The organism is Vibrio mediterranei (assembly GCF_900088415.1).
Lineage (GTDB): Bacteria > Pseudomonadota > Gammaproteobacteria > Enterobacterales > Vibrionaceae > Vibrio > Vibrio mediterranei.
In genome coordinates this window covers 63,016-81,595 of sequence record NZ_FLLQ01000006.1, presented here as the reverse complement: position 1 = coordinate 81,595, position 18,580 = coordinate 63,016, and the positions used below count along the sequence as shown (strand labels likewise).

General features: G+C 44.0%; 17 protein-coding genes. 13 read left to right on the top strand and 4 right to left on the bottom strand.

Annotated features, from left to right (window positions below; genetic code table 11):
- Positions 1 to 367 precede the first annotated feature (367 nt).
- The 10 genes from VME0621_RS17305 (at position 368) to VME0621_RS17260 (ending at position 11,690) form a co-directional block, all read left to right on the top strand.
- Complete coding sequence (locus VME0621_RS17305) at positions 368 to 1,252, top strand: sigma-70 family RNA polymerase sigma factor (RefSeq protein WP_038222111.1); 885 nt, start codon at positions 368 to 370, stop codon at positions 1,250 to 1,252.
- A 76-nt stretch (positions 1,253 to 1,328) separates the two neighbouring features.
- Positions 1,329 to 2,012 carry an NAD(P)H-binding protein gene (locus VME0621_RS17300; protein ID WP_062460069.1) on the top strand — a complete coding sequence of 228 codons (684 nt, stop codon included), beginning with the start codon at positions 1,329 to 1,331 and terminating at the stop codon, positions 2,010 to 2,012.
- 157 nt (positions 2,013 to 2,169) lie between these two features.
- A complete protein-coding gene (locus tag VME0621_RS17295; RefSeq protein WP_038228325.1) occupies positions 2,170 to 3,537 on the top strand; it encodes an L-cystine transporter in 1,368 nt (455 codons plus the stop codon).
- 163 nt (positions 3,538 to 3,700) lie between these two features.
- On the top strand, positions 3,701 to 4,825 hold the full coding sequence (locus tag VME0621_RS17290; protein ID WP_038228320.1) for a permease: 1,125 nt from the start codon (positions 3,701 to 3,703) through the stop codon (positions 4,823 to 4,825).
- A gap of 139 nt (positions 4,826 to 4,964) precedes the next feature.
- On the top strand, positions 4,965 to 7,133 hold the full coding sequence (locus VME0621_RS17285) for an FUSC family protein (protein ID WP_062460067.1): 2,169 nt from the start codon (positions 4,965 to 4,967) through the stop codon (positions 7,131 to 7,133).
- 11 nt (positions 7,134 to 7,144) lie between these two features.
- A complete protein-coding gene (locus VME0621_RS17280; protein ID WP_062460065.1) occupies positions 7,145 to 8,767 on the top strand; it encodes a TolC family protein in 1,623 nt (540 codons plus the stop codon).
- Positions 8,768 to 8,971: a DUF1656 domain-containing protein gene (locus VME0621_RS17275; protein ID WP_062460063.1), complete on the top strand. Its 204-nt coding sequence runs from the start codon at positions 8,768 to 8,770 to the stop codon at positions 8,969 to 8,971. It begins immediately after the preceding gene.
- A 12-nt stretch (positions 8,972 to 8,983) separates the two neighbouring features.
- A complete protein-coding gene (locus tag VME0621_RS17270; protein ID WP_062460061.1) occupies positions 8,984 to 9,862 on the top strand; it encodes an HlyD family secretion protein in 879 nt (292 codons plus the stop codon).
- A 12-nt stretch (positions 9,863 to 9,874) separates the two neighbouring features.
- Positions 9,875 to 10,561: a potassium channel family protein gene (locus tag VME0621_RS17265; protein ID WP_062460265.1), complete on the top strand. Its 687-nt coding sequence runs from the start codon at positions 9,875 to 9,877 to the stop codon at positions 10,559 to 10,561.
- Entirely contained in the window at positions 10,554 to 11,690 is a 1,137-nt protein-coding gene (locus tag VME0621_RS17260; RefSeq protein ID WP_062460059.1) for an AI-2E family transporter, read from the top strand. Before VME0621_RS17265 ends, VME0621_RS17260 begins: the two co-directional genes overlap by 8 nt.
- Positions 11,691 to 11,768: 78 nt before the next feature.
- Here VME0621_RS17260 and VME0621_RS17255 read toward each other — a convergent pair whose 3' ends face one another.
- Positions 11,769 to 12,920: an aminotransferase-like domain-containing protein gene (locus tag VME0621_RS17255; RefSeq protein WP_062460058.1), complete on the bottom strand. Its 1,152-nt coding sequence runs from the start codon at positions 12,918 to 12,920 to the stop codon at positions 11,769 to 11,771.
- 153 nt (positions 12,921 to 13,073) lie between these two features.
- Here VME0621_RS17255 and VME0621_RS17250 point away from each other — a divergent pair, with 153 nt between their 5' ends.
- From VME0621_RS17250 to VME0621_RS17240, 3 genes are all read left to right on the top strand, one after another.
- Positions 13,074 to 13,967: an AraC family transcriptional regulator gene (locus VME0621_RS17250; protein ID WP_216613674.1), complete on the top strand. Its 894-nt coding sequence runs from the start codon at positions 13,074 to 13,076 to the stop codon at positions 13,965 to 13,967.
- A gap of 150 nt (positions 13,968 to 14,117) precedes the next feature.
- Positions 14,118 to 14,795 (top strand): SDR family oxidoreductase, encoded by a 678-nt coding sequence (locus VME0621_RS17245; RefSeq protein WP_062460055.1) that lies wholly within the window; start codon positions 14,118 to 14,120, stop codon positions 14,793 to 14,795.
- A gap of 103 nt (positions 14,796 to 14,898) precedes the next feature.
- Positions 14,899 to 15,669 carry a class II glutamine amidotransferase gene (locus tag VME0621_RS17240; protein ID WP_006072333.1) on the top strand — a complete coding sequence of 257 codons (771 nt, stop codon included), beginning with the start codon at positions 14,899 to 14,901 and terminating at the stop codon, positions 15,667 to 15,669.
- Positions 15,670 to 15,871: 202 nt separating this feature from the next.
- Here VME0621_RS17240 and VME0621_RS17235 read toward each other — a convergent pair whose 3' ends face one another.
- Genes VME0621_RS17235 through VME0621_RS17225 form a run of 3 tightly spaced genes read right to left on the bottom strand, consistent with a single transcriptional unit; the run spans position 15,872 to position 18,580 of the window.
- Entirely contained in the window at positions 15,872 to 16,687 is an 816-nt protein-coding gene (locus VME0621_RS17235) for a phosphodiesterase (RefSeq protein ID WP_062460053.1), read from the bottom strand.
- 4 nt (positions 16,688 to 16,691) lie between these two features.
- On the bottom strand, positions 16,692 to 17,780 hold the full coding sequence (locus tag VME0621_RS17230; protein ID WP_062460051.1) for an ABC transporter ATP-binding protein: 1,089 nt from the start codon (positions 17,778 to 17,780) through the stop codon (positions 16,692 to 16,694).
- 11 nt (positions 17,781 to 17,791) lie between these two features.
- On the bottom strand, positions 17,792 to 18,580 hold the full coding sequence (locus VME0621_RS17225; protein WP_062460049.1) for an ABC transporter permease: 789 nt from the start codon (positions 18,578 to 18,580) through the stop codon (positions 17,792 to 17,794).

Genomic DNA, 18,580 nt, shown 5'->3' with positions numbered 1-18,580 from the left:
GGAATTTATACAACTGTAAACAAAATCAACTTTAGTTAGGTAAACATCATGGGTGTTAGGTAAATTTGCTCTACATGATAAAAAAAGTGGACAATTTTTATCATATTAATCATAAGGTTAATTTACCACCGTGATACGGCATACATTCAAAGCACATTGATACAAATGATGTTTATTCTCAAATGGATACCAATGACAAATGGAACGGAGAATAAATGTTGTAACCATGTATCCATTTTATTAAATGAACATTGTATTCCGATTTTAAAATATAGTAATTTATGACGGAGAAACCAATTTCATAGCTGAACAATATAATCAGAAAAAGAAAGACACATTTATTACAAGCAGTTGGGAAGGGATGAATATGAGAGCAGTCAAGGAAAAGAGCAGCCATACAACTTCAGGCAAAGATGAATCCCTAAATATTGGTGCAACGTATTTCAAAGAAGTCGCAGGACACGATCTTCTTAGCGCCGAAGATGAAAGACACATTGCAAGAAAAGCGCGAGCTGGAGATACATTAGCGCGACAGCACTTAATCAACTCTAACCTTAGATTAGTGATTAGAACAGCGAAGCGCTATTCAAACAGAGGGCTTGATTTCTATGATCTAATCAATGAGGGAAACATAGGACTCATTCAAGCCGTTGATAAGTTTGACCCAGAGTTAGGTTATCGCTTTTCAACGTATGCAGTTTGGTGGATTCAGCAAGCGATTGACCGAGCGATTATGAACCAAGGCCGAACCATTCGTGTTCCCGTCCACGTTACAAAGCAAATACGCGAATGTAGCAAAGCAGCTCATGAGCTTCGCAAAGAAGGTAATCATGAGCCTACGTCTTCAGAAATAGCAGAGCGTACAGGCCGTGCACCTGAAGAAGTAAGCAAACTACTCAAGCTCTCTGAACAGTCCTTATCACTAGATAATGGCTGGGATGAAGAAGGCGATAAGAAAGATCACTTGCAAACCATCGATGATGACGATGTATTTGAGCTTCCAGAACAAGATATCGTGACCCAGAATCTAAATAAAGCTCTCATTGATTTGGTGGACAGTTTACCTGACAAACAACGCGTTATTCTACATCACCGTTTTGGATTACTTGACGATGATCCCAAGACATTAGAACAAGTGGGAGAAATTGTCGGCGTCACCCGAGAAAGAGTGCGTCAGATACAAAAAAGTGCCATGGAGACGCTTCGAGATAAACTTAAACGACAAAATCTAACTCGAGCAGAAATTGATTAATTTCGCTTCTATCACAGCACGTTAGCTCAACATTTACTATAGTCCCACTTACCATCGGTTAGTGGGACTTTTCTTTATGTCATCAAGTTACAATGCCATCATCGCTGGCGCATCTGGGTTAGTGGGAAGCAAACTGCTCACACTGTTAGAGCGAACCGATCACATTGAAACGGTTTACGCGCTATGTCGCTCGCCTCTAGATACACACGCATCAAAAACGATCCAACTAATGGATGGGGCGCTCAGAGTTACAAACTGGGAAGACTCCTCGCCTACCCCTACTCTTGGATTTATCTGTCTCGGTACTACCCTTAAACAAGCTGGCAGCAAAGCGGCGTTGGAAAAAGTAGATTACGACCTTGTCTGTGATGTTGCTCAAACCATGAAGATGATTGGTGTAACGCGTATTGCGGTAGTTTCAAGCTTAGGAGCCTCTCCAAGATCTCTTTCCCATTATCTCAAGTGCAAAGGGCGCGTTGAACGTCGTATCGAAGGCATGGGATTCGACCAAGTTGTCTTTGTTCGACCTGGACCACTCGCAGGTAGAGAAAAACAGATCCGATCAGACGAAGTCGCTGTTCAAAAGATATTCAGCTTCCTATCACCACTCATGCTCGGCCCGCTTAGATCATACGCCCCTATCCCCGCAGAGTCTGTTGCTCAAGCGATGCTCTATAGCGTAATTGAACATCATGATGCGAATTGCGTCGCATATAATTCTGCAAACATGTTGGATATGCTTTCTAGTTATCAAAACTAGCTCGAATATATATTAAACGGCATATAACAAATTGCTCTAACTAATGACATTAATTTATTGTTAACGATTACAACAGATCGGTACTTTAGCCATCTACACTTCTAATTACCTTATACTAAATAAGGTTTATACGTCAGATGGATAAAAGGAGACTTCAATGTCAATTGCGGTTGTCGCAGCGCTAGCGATATTTTTAGGCATACTCTATTTTTTGTATGGACAGCAACAAAAGAAACACACCCTTTCACGTCTTGTTTTATTCGGTTTGGTTTTAGGTAGTGCTTTCGGACTCGGACTACAATTACTACTAGGTGAAGGTCACGCAGCTATTTCCGAAACCCTTGAATGGGTTAACGTTGTGGGCAGAGGCTATGTCGGTCTTCTAAAAATGATCATCATGCCTTTAGTTTTAGTTTCTATGATTGCCGCTGTGGTAAAACTGGAAAAAGGCGGCTCTTTAGGCAAAATTAGTGGTCTGACTATTTCTGTACTACTTGCTACGACTGCCGTATCTGCGCTTATCGGTATTGCAGTCACTCAAGCATTTGGTTTAAGTGCTGAAGGGCTCACTGAAGGTGCACGTGAAACGGCTCGTATCGCGATACTAGAAAGTCGCGTCGACCGTGTAAGCGATCTCACAATTCCACAAATGCTGGTTAGCTTCATTCCAACCAATCCATTTGCTGACCTAACCGGTGCCCGCTCTACTTCTATTATCGCTGTAGTTATTTTTGGTGTCCTTACCGGTATCGCAGCACGAAAAGTGATGGCCGAAAAAGAAGAGCTTGAGTCACCGATCCGCACTTTTGTCGATGCAACGCAATCTGTTGTTATGCGCCTGGTAAAAATGATTATGGCGTTAACGCCTTATGGCATTGCCGCTCTGATGGCGAAAGTTGTCGCGACTTCAAGTGCAGGTGACATCTTAAATCTACTTGGTTTTATCGTTGCGTCTTACTTAGCCATTTTCTTAATGTTCTTGGTTCACGGTTTCTTGGTCTCACTTGTTGGCGTAAGTCCGAAAGAATATTTCCAGAAGATTTGGCCAGTACTAACTTTTGCGTTCTCATCTCGAAGCTCTGCTGCGACCATTCCATTGAACGTAGAAGCACAGGTTACCAAACTCAACGTACCACCAGCTATTGCTAACTTATCAGCATCATTTGGGGCGACAATTGGACAAAACGGTTGTGCCGGTATCTATCCTGCAATGTTAGCCGTAATGGTTGCACCAACTGTCGGTATTGACCCAATGGACTTTAACTTCATCCTGTCGTTAGTTGCCATTATTACTATTAGCTCTTTTGGTATCGCGGGTGTCGGTGGCGGCGCAACATTTGCTGCTCTTATCGTACTGCCAGCAATGGGGTTGCCGGTCACTATCGCTGCGCTACTTATCTCCATTGAACCTTTAATCGACATGGCGCGTACCGCACTGAATGTCTCTGGCGCGATGACCGCAGGTACTATTACTAGTCGTCTGCTCAAGAAGAAACAACCTGAGCTCGAGCAAGCTAACGCATAATAACTAGCTCAAGTCATTCTAGCGAAGCGGCCTTCATGGCCGCTTTTTTTATTATTAATTTCAGTGCATTAAAATTTATTTCGATATTTATCGAAATATTTATTGATCTCAATCCAAATAGTTCTATAATTCCAAACATATCGAATCATTAGGACTAACTAATATGAACGCTGAATTTTTAGAAATGGCTAAAGAAACTGCAAACATGTTTGCCTTTCTAGCCACTGAACTTATCATCCTTTTCTTAGCAATAAGTTACATTGTTGGGGTATTGCAGGAGTTCCTAACACCTGAAAAAATCCAATCTATTCTGAGTTCCAAAAATGGCAAAGGTTACTTTATTGCTGCCCTTCTTGGCTCAATTACACCGTTTTGCTCATGCTCAACCATCCCTTTCTTAAAAGGTTTGCTGAGAGCGAGAGCGGGGTTTGGCCCAATGATGGTTTTCTTGTTCGCTAGCCCATTACTTAACCCTGTAATCATCGGCTTGTTCGTGGTGACATTTGGTATCAAAGTCGCAGTGTTCTATTTCTCTATCGCAATGTTCGTTGCCGTCACTGCTGGCTATGTTCTAGAGAAACTAGGATTTGAACGCTACGTAAAACCTGAAGCATACCAAACCAACTCAGCAGCGAGCTCATGTGGTACATCATGTGGTGATACTGAACCTGCAAAAGTTGAAACTTCTTCTTGCGGCACATCTAGCGGCTGTGGCACTTCTGCAAAACCGGTTGTAACGCAGGCAAAAGAGTCGTCATGCTGTGCACCTGTAGCTGCGAAAACAAGCTGCTGCTCTAGCGAGGAACCAACCATTACCGACATCAACACCGATGGTAGTGCATGTTGTGGCACCACTTCAGCAGTAACAAAAGAAGATAGCCGCTGGCTACGTATTTGGAAATCGACTTGGAGCGACTTCAAACAAGTATTCCCATATCTAATGATTGGTATCTTGTTAGGTTCATTTATTTACGGGTTTATACCAACTGACCTTATCGCAGAATATGCTGGTGAAGGAGTATGGTATGCGATTCCGATTGCAGCTGTTATTGGTATTCCACTATACATTCGTGCAGAGGCCGTTATTCCGCTAAGTGCAGCTTTGGTTCAAAAAGGTATGGCTTTAGGATCTGTGATGGCACTTATCATTGGCAGTGCTGGTGCCAGCTTAACAGAGGTTATCTTGTTGAAATCTATCTTCAAGAACCAAATGATTGCCGCTTTCTTAGTCGTTATCTTAGGCATGGCAATTAGCGCGGGTTACCTCTACAGCTACCTATTTGGTTAATACAACTTAGTAAACTTCAAAGCGCTGCTCGGCAGCGCTTTTTTCTTTAATTTTCAATAGTTATCGTCAAAATTACCACGCAAAACTTCATTTAATGTCTATAGTTTCTTATGAGTTGGTATCTTCAACGTAAGGGATTATGAACGACAAGGCCAAATTCGCGACAAAGGTAGCACTCAGTCTTACCCTCGCTTACCTCATTCCATTTGCATTAGGTTGGCCTCAGGCTTCTACTGCGGCTACCACTGTTATGCTCATCGCATCAACAGGAAGCCAACGTGAATCATTAGAGAAAGGAACCTTAAGAGTACTTGGAACCATAGTTGGTGCCGTTATTGGATTGTTGCTAGTCGGTATGTTCGCCCAAGATCGACTGCTATACATGCTGAGTGTTTCTGTTGTGGCATCCTTTATCTTCTATTTTAAAAATGCTTATCTAAAAGATCCGACGTTATTCATGTTAACAGGCGTCATGACTTTAATGATGTCAAACGGAGGAGATGCAGAAGGTGCATTCTTATATGGCGTTGACCGTGCTCACATGACCGTGTTTGGTGTCATTATTTATACTTTGGTAGGCACCTACCTGTTCCCAAACAAAACAGAACAGAATCTTCGCCGTATGACCCACGACGTCGTTTCGCTCCAAAAACAGATCCTCGAACGCCTCTCGCCACCAATCAACACAACATCTCATATAACGGATTCGGAAAAGGTGTCTGAATCATCGTCAGACGATAGTCAGTCCCCCAGTCTAAATGACTTAATTGAGAAGTTGTACGCGAGTCAAACCGCCTTAGAAACTCGCTTTTCTACCGAAAGTAAAGAATGCAGCGATGTGTCCGCTTACCTTCAAGAGTGGCAGCTCACGCTTCACTACACCAAACAGATAACCAATCTGCTGATAGCAACTTCTAGTTCGAACTTTCTGCAGGGTGAGCCTCAGAAATTTATCACCAATTACGATGAGTTTGTCGCCGATATTCAGCAATTATTCGAACAGTGTGAACACTACCTCCAAGCATCAGACGAGGGGTTAGAGTATCGTTGGCAAGAGCGAAAAGTCGCCTTAGACCTAGACTCTCTCAGTAATCATCCTCATCTCTCTAAGAGTTCTGCCATTACCTTGGGGTATGTGCTCAACCGCCTTCATACCAGTATTTCTCGGCTGACCGAAACCGTTAGTTGTATCGATTCCATTACCAAATCAGTGTCATTTGACGAAAAGCCTCGGAAAAGTGCCGGAGCTTTCCTATGGTGGGACGCAGAAAACTTTAAGACATCGATTAAAGTCTTGGTGACCTACTGGGTAGCCGCTTTTATCTGGATCTTTTTCAATCCTCCGGGTGGGTATAGCTTCGTCATTTTCTCCACCATTTTTGTTTCTTTACTCTCTTTCCTACCCGTGCATCCTAAATTACTCGGCTTTCTATTTACGTTCGGGTTTATCTTTGCCGTTCCCGCATACGTTTTTGTTCTTCCCACACTGGAACTTGGCATCGAACTCGCCCTTTTCCTTTTTGCGTATACCTTTATAGGCTTCTATCTATTTAAAGGCCCCATCACAATCTTCTTTATGATCGGCCTTTTTATTCTCGGTATCGACAACGTCATGAATTACCATTTTGGCATTCTCCTTACCATCATGATGTTGTTCTATCTTGTGGTTTTAATGCTTGTGTTCGCCCATTACTTCCCTTTCTCAAGTAAAGCCGAACGCCTATTCTTATTGGTAAGACAAAGACTTTTCACTCATGTTTATCAATTAGTTGTTAAGCTTCAAATGCTAAACCGCTCAACCCTGACTAACTTTACAATTCAATTACATCTAAAAACGGCCAATGTTGCAGCTAAGAAACTTGCATTGTGGGCAAGTAAGATCGATCTCAACTACTTTGACAAGAACGATCACCAATCACTGACTGCCTACACAAAGCAGTGTCGTAATTTAATAAATCATTTAAATACACTCGTCATCGCACAAACTCATCTGAAAAATAACCCATTGATTACTAAGCTTAGAAACGAGTACACGGACGAAAGCTTACTAACGTTAATCCGTACTCATAACCGTGTTCAAAGAGAGCGTGTACAAACGCTTAAAGATGTGCAATGCGAATACGCTAAAACAGAGGCTATTCTCGATGTGTTTTTTCAGCAGTTAGATCCTGAGCAGTACGCTCAAAAAGACATTGCAGAGTTCTATATCTTCCTCAGCTTAAAACGAAGTGTTTTTGAGTCTCTGATAAAAGTGGAAGAAGCGGTTCAGAATGTCGACCTCAATAATCTCAAAATGCATCGATTTTAGGAAAGGTAGTAATGATCTCTAATCTCACAAAGTCCTGTTTTATCGCGTTAGCCACGTTGTCTATGACAGCGTGTACTACGCTTGGTCCAGATTTTACACCGAGTCAAGAAACCCAACTTCCGTCATCGTGGAACGATTCAGACACACAAGCTAGCATGGACTCAACCGTAAAATGGTGGGAACAGTTTAACGACCCGACTTTGAACAAACTGGTTGATATTGCCTCTCAACAGAATTTAGATGTGGAAGCAGCCGGTTTTAGAATCTTGCAAGCGCGTTCAGTTCTGGGTATCGCCGATGGATTGCAATATCCTCAGCTACAATCCATATCTGGCAACCTAGCCAAAGCTTACGCCAATGAAAGTTCATTCAACAATGCAACCTTGAGCTTTGATGCGGGTTGGGAAATGGATGTTTGGGGAAAATATGCACGCGGAATTGAGTCAGCCCAAGCGGGTTATTACGCCTCCATCGCTTCCTACAACGATATTTTGGTGACCATCACCTCTGAAGTGGCAAGAAACTATATTAATTACCGAACATTCCAAGAACGCATACTGCTTTCACAGCGCAATATCGAGATTCAAGAGCGAGTAGTCAACATTACGCGAGTGCAGTTTGAGTCAGGCAATGTCACCGAACTCGACGTTCAACAGGCGCGCAATCAACTATTCACCACCAAAGCAGCCCTACCAGGACTAACAGTGGCGATGTTGCAAGCCAAAAATGCCTTGGCGGTCCTGCTGGGCACGTTGCCTGAAGAAATAGAACCCATTCTTAAGTCAGACATGGAGCAGAAACTGGTTCAATTTGAGCAGCGTTTTAAAGCTTCTGGATCAAAAAGCACTATTTCGGAAAAGGGAGATGGCTCTATCGTTCCAGAAACCCCAGTATTAGCCAATCTTGTTGACGCTAGTTTGGTGATGCGCAGACCAGACTTACAAGTCGCAGAGCTTCAAGCTCATGCCCAAAGCGCTCAAATCGGTGTAGCTGAAACGGCGTTGTACCCGAGCTTCTCCCTCTTTGGATCCATAGGCATTAACAGCTCTGTACCTTCAGGCAGTAGTTTCAGCTTCAACGATTCGCTGACTTTAGTGGCCGGACCCGCAATGAGCTGGAACATTTTTCAATATGGAAGAGTGAAGAACAATATCCGTTTTGAAGACGCGAAATTCCAAGAAACCCTGACCAATTACAACAAAAAAGTACTACAAGCGGTTCAAGAGGTAACGAATGCAATGGAAGCCTACGATTTGTATCGAGAACAAAAATCCCTGCGATTAGAGTCAGTAAACGCCTCAGTTCGCGCGTTTAATATCTCGCTCACCCAGTATGAGAACGGACAAATCTCATTTGAGCGTTTATTGAACTCCGTCGAAAAAATGACCCGAAGCGAAGACAGTTACGCGCAAATTAAAGGAAACGTCGCTAACCAAGTTGTCGCCTTGTACAAGTCACTAGGTGGCGGTTGGCAAATTAACTCAGGAAAAGCGTTTGTGTCTCCAGAGCATGTCGGACAGATGAACAAGCGCACCGATTGGAGTGACCAATTACAGCAAGAAAATGTTGCTCTACCTTCATTAACGCTACGCACAGGTGCCAAACCACCAGCAACGGACAAGGAGGATAAATAGATGCCACATGAAATGTCGTGGGGAGATATTTACTTTTCTCCTTTGGTGTTAGTCCTGATTCTCGCGCTCATTGCGACTTGGATAACCGTCGTGATGCTAAACAAGGTGAAGCTATCAAGATTCATCGCCTTCCCTTCGCCCACATTCTTAGCAATCCTAGTGTTGTATGTCATTGCTATCGACCATTTCTATTTAAGGTTTTAGGAGCTCGTCACTATGAAAAAATCTCTCATTATTATCCTAAACCTGATTATCCTTAGTGGCGCTGGGTGGTTTGGGTATCAGAAATACCAAGACTACTTCAACAACCCTTGGACACGCGATGGACAAGTTAGAGCCAATATCATCAAGGTTGCCCCAAGAGTCTCAGGCCCGATTGTCAACGTAGCTATTGTTGACAACCAACAAGTCAAACGAGGCGACTTGTTATTTGAAATCGACCCTGAAACCTATCAAGTTGCCCTCTCACAAGCCGAAGTGGCTTTGCAACGCGCCATCATCAGCTCAAAGGGAAAGAAAATCGAGTACGACCGTTTGCTCGACATTCGTAAAAAAGACAAAGGAGCAGTCTCTCATAAGGATCTCATTCGACGCGAAATTGCCTATCAAGAGTCACTGCTGCAAATCAAAGCCTCAGAGGAACAATTAAAGTCCGCTCGCCTCAATCATAGCTATACGCGCGTTGTCGCCTCGGTGGATGGCTATGTCTCCAACCTTGATATCCGTGAAGGAACACAGGCCGTCGCTAACCAACCTCTTGTCGCCTTGATTGATGAAAACAGTTTCTGGGTATTTGGCTTCTTTAGAGAAAACCAACTACCAAGAATACACCCTGGTAGCCAAGCAAGAGTGACTTTGATGTCACATCCAGATGAACCTATTAATGCCACTGTCGATTCTATCGGCTGGGGTATCGCGCCCAAAGATGGCACAGTTGGCTATAACCTGTTGCCCAACGTCAATCCTGTCTTCCAATGGATTCGCCTCGCCCAGAGAATCCCAGTTCGTGTGTCGCTACATGAACTCCCTGAAGGAGTGCATCTGCGCTTTGGATTATCAGCGTCGATCATGGTGATGGAACAAAATGAAGACTAGGGAGAAACAATGATGGAAATGGGGAATCGGTTAAAAAAAATCAATGAAGACAATAATTTCTTCTATCTTACGGTGTCGCTCATCGCGTTACTGATCAGCTCAGCATTGGCCGAAATCGTTGGACAAGGTGTAATAGATCATGTTCTTCAACTGTTTATCATCGTCACTTTCATTGTTTGCTTGGCCAGTCTGCGATTCGATAAAGGATGGACGCGATTTTTGATAACGCTGGTATGCCTATGGATCTTAGCGACGTTGGCAAAAATTGTCTTCGAGCTCCGTGAAATGGACTTCGTTATGCTCGCCCTCACCTTCTCATTCTTCTTTGGTACCTTTAAGTCGACAGCTAAACAGGTGCTCTTCCACGGCAAGGTCAACACCAACAAAGTCATTGGTTCAGTAGCATTATTTTTACTACTCGGCTTAATGTGGGCTATCGTTTACTTAATTATTATCGAATATTCCCCACAAGCCTTTACGGGGCTCGAAGCCATTACGTGGGGAGAGAATTTCTCTAACGCAGCGTATTTCAGCTTCGTTACTTTAACAACGTTAGGTTATGGCGACATCAGTCCAATTACTCCGCTAGCACAAGTTGTCGTGTATTTGGAAGCCATTGTCGGAGTGTTCTATATGGCAATAGTCGTATCAAGTTTGGTAAGTGCAAATATTGAAAACAGGGAAAACAACAATGGATAGACAGACTGAACAGCGTCAAAGCAAGCTCTTTGTCAATAATATGGTGGAATCGGCCATTCGAATTGGTTTATTGGTGATATTGCTGATCTTCACCTACGATATCATCAAACCTTTTATCATCCCCGTCCTCTGGGGCTCAATCATAGCCGTCGCCTTGTTGCCACTGACCAAAAAGTTAGAGCGCTCATTAGGTGGCAAACGGGGATTAGCCGCTACTCTGGTCTCCTTAATCGGTATTTCTTTGTTGGTGATCCCTTTCGTCATGGTTTCTGGTTCAATTTACGAGGGCGTCGCTCATACCACTGAAGTAATACAAAGTGGCGAGATAAAAATCCCGGGGCCCACCTCTAAGGTCGCCGACATCCCTGTCGTTGGTGACAAGCTGTATAGCATTTGGAACCTATTCGCCACTAACATGGAAAAAGCTATACAGCAGTTTTTGCCTGAGATTAAAGGCTTTCTCGGTACTGTCGCCTCCATATTAGGCGGTGCATTAACAAGCTTGATTATGTTCATCATTTCCCTCGCGATTGCCGGTGGATTTATGGCACATGCAGAGAAAATTTCAGGAGCGTTAGAAACCGTCGCAGTAAGAGCTGTTGGGAAAAAAGCTGAACAGTGGGCTAACTTGATGGCAGCAACTATTCGCAGTGTATTACTAGGTGTTGTTGGTGTGGCGTTTATTCAAGCGGCAATCATCGGTGCTGCGATGTTTGTGTTTAAAGTTCCGGCTGCTGGTTTGCTGACACTCGCAACATTGATCCTTTGTATCGCTCAGTTACCTGCTCTACTTATCGTTGCACCGGTAATTTTCTACGTTTATTCCACAGGAGACGGAACTAGTACGACACTGTTTACTATTTGGGCATTAGCGGGGGGATTATCTGATAACATTCTCAAGCCTATGTTGATGGGACGTGGCGTTGATGTGCCGATGCCTATTATCTTAATCGGTGCCATCGGTGGGATGTTGTTCGCAGGTATTATTGGTCTATTCCTCGGCGCTATTATTCTCGCCATTTGGTATGAATTGTTCTTATTCTGGATTAATTACGAAGAGCAGACCGAGTTGTCAGAAGACGACGTTGAGGCAACATCAGAAAGTAATACGAAAGCCGAAAACAGCTAATACGATGAGCAACGGATAAGAAACAGCCGATAAAGTCACTATACTTTATCGGCTGTTTTTTTAAGGGGCTGCGGAACGTTACTGGTGTTCGCTTAGGACATTTGCGAGCACATCCACTGCTTTTACAAGCTCTTCAGGCGTTGAGTTAGTGAAGTTCAAGCGAAGTGCCGAAGGCTGCCCGTTTGCCTCTGGATAAAATACAGGGCTAGGAACCACGGCAACACCTTTTGACAACAGTGCCTTAGCTAATTCAAACGTATCGCACGAAGGAATCCCAACCCAAATAAACATACCGCCATCAACAGAGTTCAACGTACAACTCTCAGGTAACTTAGCTTCTAATGCTTCAAATAGCGTTTGATAACGCGCCTTATAAATCCCTTTTACTGTATCTAGGTGGGCGTCAAAGTCATCATGTTTTAGCAAGCCCAGTAGCGCAGCTTGCATTGGAATGCTGGAGTGCAGATCGGCACCTTGTTTGATCTTAATAATCGGCTCAATATAGCTCTTCTTGCCAGTGACCACACCAATGCGAAGGCCTGGAGAAGCAATTTTAGAGAACGAACGAAATACAATGGAGTTGTCTGGACAAAAGGTCGAGACCATTGGCAACGCCTCTCCGGTAAATCGGAGTTCGCGGTACGGAGCATCTTCAATAAATGCCACATTGTATTGAATGCAAAGCTCCGCGACTTTTTGACGCGTTTCCAGTGTCCAACAAACACCTGTCGGATTGTGGAAATCTGGCACTGCATAAAACATTTTTGGCGAGTTGATTTTAAAGCACGTTTCAAGTTGTTCTAGATTAGGGCCGGAAGCCACTTGTGACACCGTCACGATATTCGCCCCGACTAAGCCGAACACTTGCATAGCCCCCAGATAACTAGGCGCTTCCATTACGACCGTATCACCCGGATTAATGTAAGCTCTTGCCACCAAATCCAGACCTTGCTGAGATCCTGTACAAACAACCGCACTGTGATTGCTTGGTAGTTGGTAATAGTCCGATAGGAAATCGAGTAACGGCGTATACCCTGCCGTGGTTCCGTACTGGAATACCTCTGGCTTATCACATAACCCTTCAAACGTGGAGCGCATTAGCTCGATGGGGAATGTATCCGGATCTGGCAATCCTCCAGCCAGTGAAATGACGCTTGGATCGCTGGCTGCACTCAGAATTTCACGAATATAAGACGAAGGGACATTTTGAAGAGAGCGAGCGATTTCCATATATTTCCTTACCAATACAACTAATAGCGGGGCATTATTTTAGATTAAGAACAATTAATGATGTGTATAGAGAGATTTAAACTACCCCGCCATAACGAAAAATCAGCTTACACGCTATTGCAAGCTTCATGTTGTCCATTTATGCTTATAAACATGTCCATTTATGCGATTTTGATTGTGAATGCCCGTCATCTAACTCGAATCAACGACGTCCTGTTCTATATCCACAGTGATATAAGTAAAGAGCTTTCCGGAAAAGAGCTCGCTGCTATTGGGGCCTATTCCGAACAGCATTTCCATCGAGTATTTAAGGAAGTCGTTGGTGAATCACTGCATCAATATATCCGCCGCACAAGAATGGAATACGCCGCAAATCAATTAATGTTCGATACCAAATCTAGTATTCAGCAGATAGCAAATAAGAGTGGTTTTAGCTCAATATCATCATTTTCGCGTGCGTTCAAAGACGTGTTCAGACTCTCACCCGGTCAGTGGCGAAAACACGACCCTCAAGTGTCACACAAGCCTTATTTAGCGGACCCTGACGTTGCTGCGGGTTATGCCCGAGCTGTGGATCGTCCTATTCCCGCCCCCAAAATTATCGACGCGCCGCCGCGTCGCGTCGCATATATCCGTCACATTGGTTACAACCGCTCTATAGGTAAGCCATGGCAAATGCTCAAAGCATGGGCAAGCGCTGAAAAACGAGATTTTTCGGTACAGTTTGGGTTACATCATTCGAACCCCGCTTGGGTTGAACTAGATAAGTGTCGCTATGTCGCATGCCTAGAAATTGATGCTCCGATCAAACTTCGAGGTACCGTAAACCAAATGACCATTCCGGGTGGTTTACACGCCGTCTTCCGTCTTCAAGGTGTTTACGGTGAGTTGCTTCCGCAAATAAGTCGAATCCAAGAGAAATGGTTACCGCAGTCTGGCTTCAAAGCCAGTGCAACCCCAGCTTACGTGCATTATCATCGCAATCATTTCTTGGCGCCTGACGAAGTTTTTGAACTGGATTTTTATCTGCCTATCAGTTTTTATTGACCAGTTGCCTCTCCCTTTGCATTTGTTTTGTAACAAAGCACAAACGTGTGCCCTGTTTTCATCAATTGGTACGGTAATTTACTCGTGTCCACGGTAAGCTTGTGCCACTATCCAACCTACTCAACGTCTTATCAATTTGGAGCTTTGGCGATGAAAACAATCTTGGTAACTGGTGCAACAAGTGGTATCGGCTATGAACTAGCAAAAGAACTAAGCCATAAAGGCCACCAAGTAGTAGCAACGGGCCGTAATCCTGAAAAACTGGCACAGCTAGAGCAAGAAGCGAACTGTCATACCATCGCTGCCGACTTAACCGATCCTAATCAGACTGTCGAACTATTCCAAAAGGCGCTCGATAAGCTAGGTAGGCTGGACGTTCTAATTAATAACGCGGGTATGAACTCGCGCAAATGCGCTATTGAAGAGTTCACCTTAGAAGAGTTTGACCAACAGTATGCCGTCAACCTTCGTGCACCTGCGTTGTTGTGTAGAGAAGCCTTAAAGGTCATGAAACCGGCTAAATCAGGACAAATTATTAATGTGGTAAGCACAGTTGCTAAACGCTCTAATGAAACCATGAGTGTCTACACGGCGATGAAACAGGGCTTTGCGGGCTTTAGTGCAATCTTGATGAAAGAAGCTCAGCCTCATGGAATAAAAGTGACTTCTTTGTTCCCTGGCGGCGCAGACACCAGCTTTAGAGAAGCAGACCGCCCTGAGTATATGCACCCAGCAAGCGTTGCATCCACCATTTCTCTATTACTTGAACTGCCTAGTGATGTCGTCATGCATGAGATGACGTTTAGACCGCCGGTTGAAATTGAGTAGACATCTCCTTTGTAACAGTTGGTATGGGTGCTTGTTGAACGCCACAAAAGTGGTTAATTTAGGAACAGTACCCATTTCAAACACTACACAGAGGGAGCGATGAATGTGTCGTTGGCTGGCTTATCAGGGAACCGCAACTTATCTAGATGAACTAATTTATGTACCTGAACACTCACTGATTAACCAGAGTTTAGAGGCAAGAAAAGGTGCCACTCGAATAAACGCTGACGGTTTTGGGTTAGGTTGGTACACGCAACGTGATATCCCCGGTCAATTCCACGAAGTCATGCCTGCCTGGAGTGACGATAATCTTCGTTCTCTGACGCATCACATTCGCTCCCATCGATTTATGGCACATGTTCGCTCTTCAACGGGAACGAGCGTATCACGCTCTAACTGCCATCCTTTCGTAGTCGACAATTGGATGTTCATGCATAACGGACAAATCGATGAATTTGAAAAGCTGCGCTTCCAACTAGAACGTCTGCTGCCTGAATCGCTTTATCACTATCGAAAAGGAACGACCGACAGCGAGCTTATCTTCTTATTGATGATGAAAAATGGCCTGTCGAGCAATGTAAACAACGCCATTATTGAAACCATCAAAGATATCGAAAACGCCAAATCAGAAAGAGAGGTAGCCCTGCCATTTAAAGCCTCTATTTGCCTCTCCGACGGCGAACAGTTTTGGGTCGTACGATATAGTAGTGACCAAGAACCACCGACTGTTTTTATTAAAGCAGAAGGAGAAAATGTCAGTGTTGCGTCCGAACCTCTCGAAAAAAGCAAAGAATGGAAACTACTCAAACCACAAACAATTACCCATATACATGGTTTGAGCCTTACGACGACGCAAATACGTCTCGATATATAACGGCTGAGTTCTACCCTGAAGCTCTCGGCCTATAAACCCTGTTGAATGACACTAAAGTTGTTGAACTATTAGAGTGGTACTCGCAAGCATACGAGAAACGTACGCGTCAAAATACGAGTAATTAATAAAGCACAACATACTCGCGTAACAAGTTTAAGAGGGTCCATACTTAGCATGGACCTTTTCTGGGTTGCTTCAATCGCTAATCTATCAATCTACCCTGTTCATCGAAAAATGGATGAGGACCATCACTGTCTTCAATGTAGCTAATATGGGACACCACCGAATCATTCTCAAATTTGAGCAGTTGAATGGCTCTTGGCTCTAATGAAAAAGATGACGGTGCGTTAGGATCGAGGTCAAGCGTCACCGAATGGCTGTGTGACGGTCCAACCCAAACAGGAATTGAACGCCAAGTCGCGGTGATAGGACGGTGTAAGTGGCCAGCGCAAAGTCCGCGTACGTTATCAAACTGACTTAACACTTCATATAAGCTGTCTGCATTTTTCAGGTTTTGCACATCCATATGCCCTAATCCGACATGCATTGGCGGATGGTGCAGAAAAATAAGCACAGACTTATTAGATAAACGGGCTAGCTGACTTTGCAACCACTCAAGTGTTTGTGAAGATAAAAAGCCATAAGGTTTGCCAATGACAGACGAGTCTAAACCCAATAAAACTTGTTCATCCTGCTCAACGACAAAGTTGCAAAACTCTGGGTGGTCAAAATCGACTAACTGTTGCAGCCCCACTCGCAAATTATCACGGTGATCGTGGTTACCCGGAACGACCCGAAGTGGTATTTGCAGTTTCTCTAGTTCTTGCCTGATGATTTGGTATTCCTGTTCCGTACCAAAGTCGCCAAGATCACCGGTAACAACGACATAATCTGGTCTGGGGTTAAGGTGGTTGATATGTTGTACAGCATTCTGTAGGCATCGCAACGTATCCACCTTGCGATACGCGGGTTTGCCATCTTGTTTGATATGCAAATCGGTAAGTTGGGCAATTAACATAACTTTACTTCTTCAAAGGAATTAAACGACTAGGTTCAAAGGACACAGTCACAACTTGACCCGCCTGATATTCAGTGCGCTCAAAACAGTCAACCATGAGTTGAGACTCCTTTTGTACTCCAGACAAAGTGACACGGGTTCTGTCCCCTAAAAACACTGTACTCACTACGACGCCAGTTAAAGCATCACAATCATCGCTGATGTCCTTCAAGATAATATCTTCTGGTCTTAGCATGACGCTCAATGAGTCATTTTTAGCAGAGATTTCCGTGTCTATATGCTCCGGCAGTTTCAGGTACTTACCGGTGTCCAACAGCAACTTCCCTGCTTCTACCACTCCTTCAAATCGATTCATTTGCCCGATAAAATCGGCAACAAAGCTGTTACTTGGTTGCAGATAGATATCCTTTGCTGAACCAATCTGGGCAATTTCACCATGGTCGAGAACGGCAATTCTGTCGCCCATCGCCATAGCTTCTTCTTGGTCATGAGTCACATACACTGCAGTGATGCCTAATTCTTTTAACAACGAGCGAATATCACTTCTCAAACGTTGTTTTAGCAAAGCATCCAAAGCTGAAAGCGGCTCATCAAGCAGCAATACATCGGGTTCGGTTATGATGGCGCGAGCTAACGCCACACGTTGACGTTGACCACCAGATAATTGATGGACGCCTCTTTGAGCATACTTTTCTAGGTCGAACATAGTCAGCATCTGCTTAAGCTTTTGAGCTCGTACCGAAGGATCCACACCACGAACTTTCAGGCCATAAGTGATATTTTCGCTAACGTTCATATTAGGAAACAGCGCATATGATTGGAACACCATCCCGACTTTTCTTTGCTCAATAGGGAGCGCGGTAACCTCTTGATCACCAAAAGTTATTTGTCCGCCATTTTCATCAGCAAACTCCAATCCAGCAATAAGACGCAAGGTTGTCGTTTTCCCGCAACCAGAAGGGCCCAGTAATACTAAAATCTCTCCCGCTTCTATTTTTAGGTCAGTCGGTTTTAGTGCCAAGGTTCCATCTGGGAAAGTCTTAGTAATATCTTTCAGCGTGATTTCTACGCCAGTCATTGTTTGTTCTAACATTGAGTTCAATCTTAATTGCTTGTAACCGGTTTTCTGTTCAGCATCTGAGCCAGAACCAGCAACGGTAAAATGAGACAAAGGAAAATTAAGGTATAAGCAGAGCTAATCTCTAAACGCATGGAGGCGTACGAGTCAGCCAAACCAACAGGCAAGGTTTTGGTTAGTGGCGTGTGAAGCATCCAAGTCAGGTTAAACTCGCCAATAGAGAGAGTGAGGGTCATCAACATACCAGCGACAATACCTGCCTTGCAGTTAGGGACAATGACATCAAAGAAACGCTGCCAAAAGCTTGCTCCCAAGCTCGCCGCTCCCTCTTCCAACACATTGAAATTAATACTTTGCAGTACCGCCAACACTGACTTAACCATAAACGGCAAAGTGAAGATAACGTGACCCACTAAGATAAACGTCCAGTTAGAACGAAAATCACTAAAGTCACCGTAAGCGAGGATTAAACCAAGCGAAATTGCCATACCGGGAATGGCAATCGGCAGGGTTAAGATCTCATCAAACAACGATGCCCAGCGGCTTTTGCTTTTCGCCAACACATAAGCACAAGGTACGCCCACCAGCACATTAATAATGGTGGTCGCGATAGCGATTTGTAATGTTAGCCAAATCGTGTCTGAATAGAGTGCCCATACCTGCTCAACCCAACGAAGGGTCAATCCACTTTTTACACCAACAAAATAGTTGTTCGTTAGTCCAGCAACAATCGACATAAAAACAGGAACAATCAGAAACGCACAGACCAATAAAGTGAACCCTAGCTGGATATAAAAGTATTTATCTTTCTTCAT

What these genes read in the sequence shown, in the direction of transcription:
- VME0621_RS17305 (WP_038222111.1), top strand. Translation starts at nt 368, where the DNA reads ATGAGAGCAGTCAAGGAAAAGAGCAGCCATACAACTTCAGGCAAAGAT.
- VME0621_RS17300 (WP_062460069.1), top strand. Translation starts at nt 1,329, where the DNA reads ATGTCATCAAGTTACAATGCCATCATCGCTGGCGCATCTGGGTTAGTG.
- VME0621_RS17295 (WP_038228325.1), top strand. Translation starts at nt 2,170, where the DNA reads ATGTCAATTGCGGTTGTCGCAGCGCTAGCGATATTTTTAGGCATACTC.
- VME0621_RS17290 (WP_038228320.1), top strand. Translation starts at nt 3,701, where the DNA reads ATGAACGCTGAATTTTTAGAAATGGCTAAAGAAACTGCAAACATGTTT.
- VME0621_RS17285 (WP_062460067.1), top strand. Translation starts at nt 4,965, where the DNA reads ATGAACGACAAGGCCAAATTCGCGACAAAGGTAGCACTCAGTCTTACC.
- VME0621_RS17280 (WP_062460065.1), top strand. Translation starts at nt 7,145, where the DNA reads ATGATCTCTAATCTCACAAAGTCCTGTTTTATCGCGTTAGCCACGTTG.
- VME0621_RS17275 (WP_062460063.1), top strand. Translation starts at nt 8,768, where the DNA reads ATGCCACATGAAATGTCGTGGGGAGATATTTACTTTTCTCCTTTGGTG.
- VME0621_RS17270 (WP_062460061.1), top strand. Translation starts at nt 8,984, where the DNA reads ATGAAAAAATCTCTCATTATTATCCTAAACCTGATTATCCTTAGTGGC.
- VME0621_RS17265 (WP_062460265.1), top strand. Translation starts at nt 9,875, where the DNA reads ATGGAAATGGGGAATCGGTTAAAAAAAATCAATGAAGACAATAATTTC.
- VME0621_RS17260 (WP_062460059.1), top strand. Translation starts at nt 10,554, where the DNA reads ATGGATAGACAGACTGAACAGCGTCAAAGCAAGCTCTTTGTCAATAAT.
- VME0621_RS17255 (WP_062460058.1), bottom strand. Translation starts at nt 12,920, where the DNA reads ATGGAAATCGCTCGCTCTCTTCAAAATGTCCCTTCGTCTTATATTCGT.
- VME0621_RS17250 (WP_216613674.1), top strand. Translation starts at nt 13,074, where the DNA reads ATGTCCATTTATGCGATTTTGATTGTGAATGCCCGTCATCTAACTCGA.
- VME0621_RS17245 (WP_062460055.1), top strand. Translation starts at nt 14,118, where the DNA reads ATGAAAACAATCTTGGTAACTGGTGCAACAAGTGGTATCGGCTATGAA.
- VME0621_RS17240 (WP_006072333.1), top strand. Translation starts at nt 14,899, where the DNA reads ATGTGTCGTTGGCTGGCTTATCAGGGAACCGCAACTTATCTAGATGAA.
- VME0621_RS17235 (WP_062460053.1), bottom strand. Translation starts at nt 16,687, where the DNA reads ATGTTAATTGCCCAACTTACCGATTTGCATATCAAACAAGATGGCAAA.
- VME0621_RS17230 (WP_062460051.1), bottom strand. Translation starts at nt 17,780, where the DNA reads ATGTTAGAACAAACAATGACTGGCGTAGAAATCACGCTGAAAGATATT.
- VME0621_RS17225 (WP_062460049.1), bottom strand. Translation starts at nt 18,580, where the DNA reads ATGAAGAAAGATAAATACTTTTATATCCAGCTAGGGTTCACTTTATTG.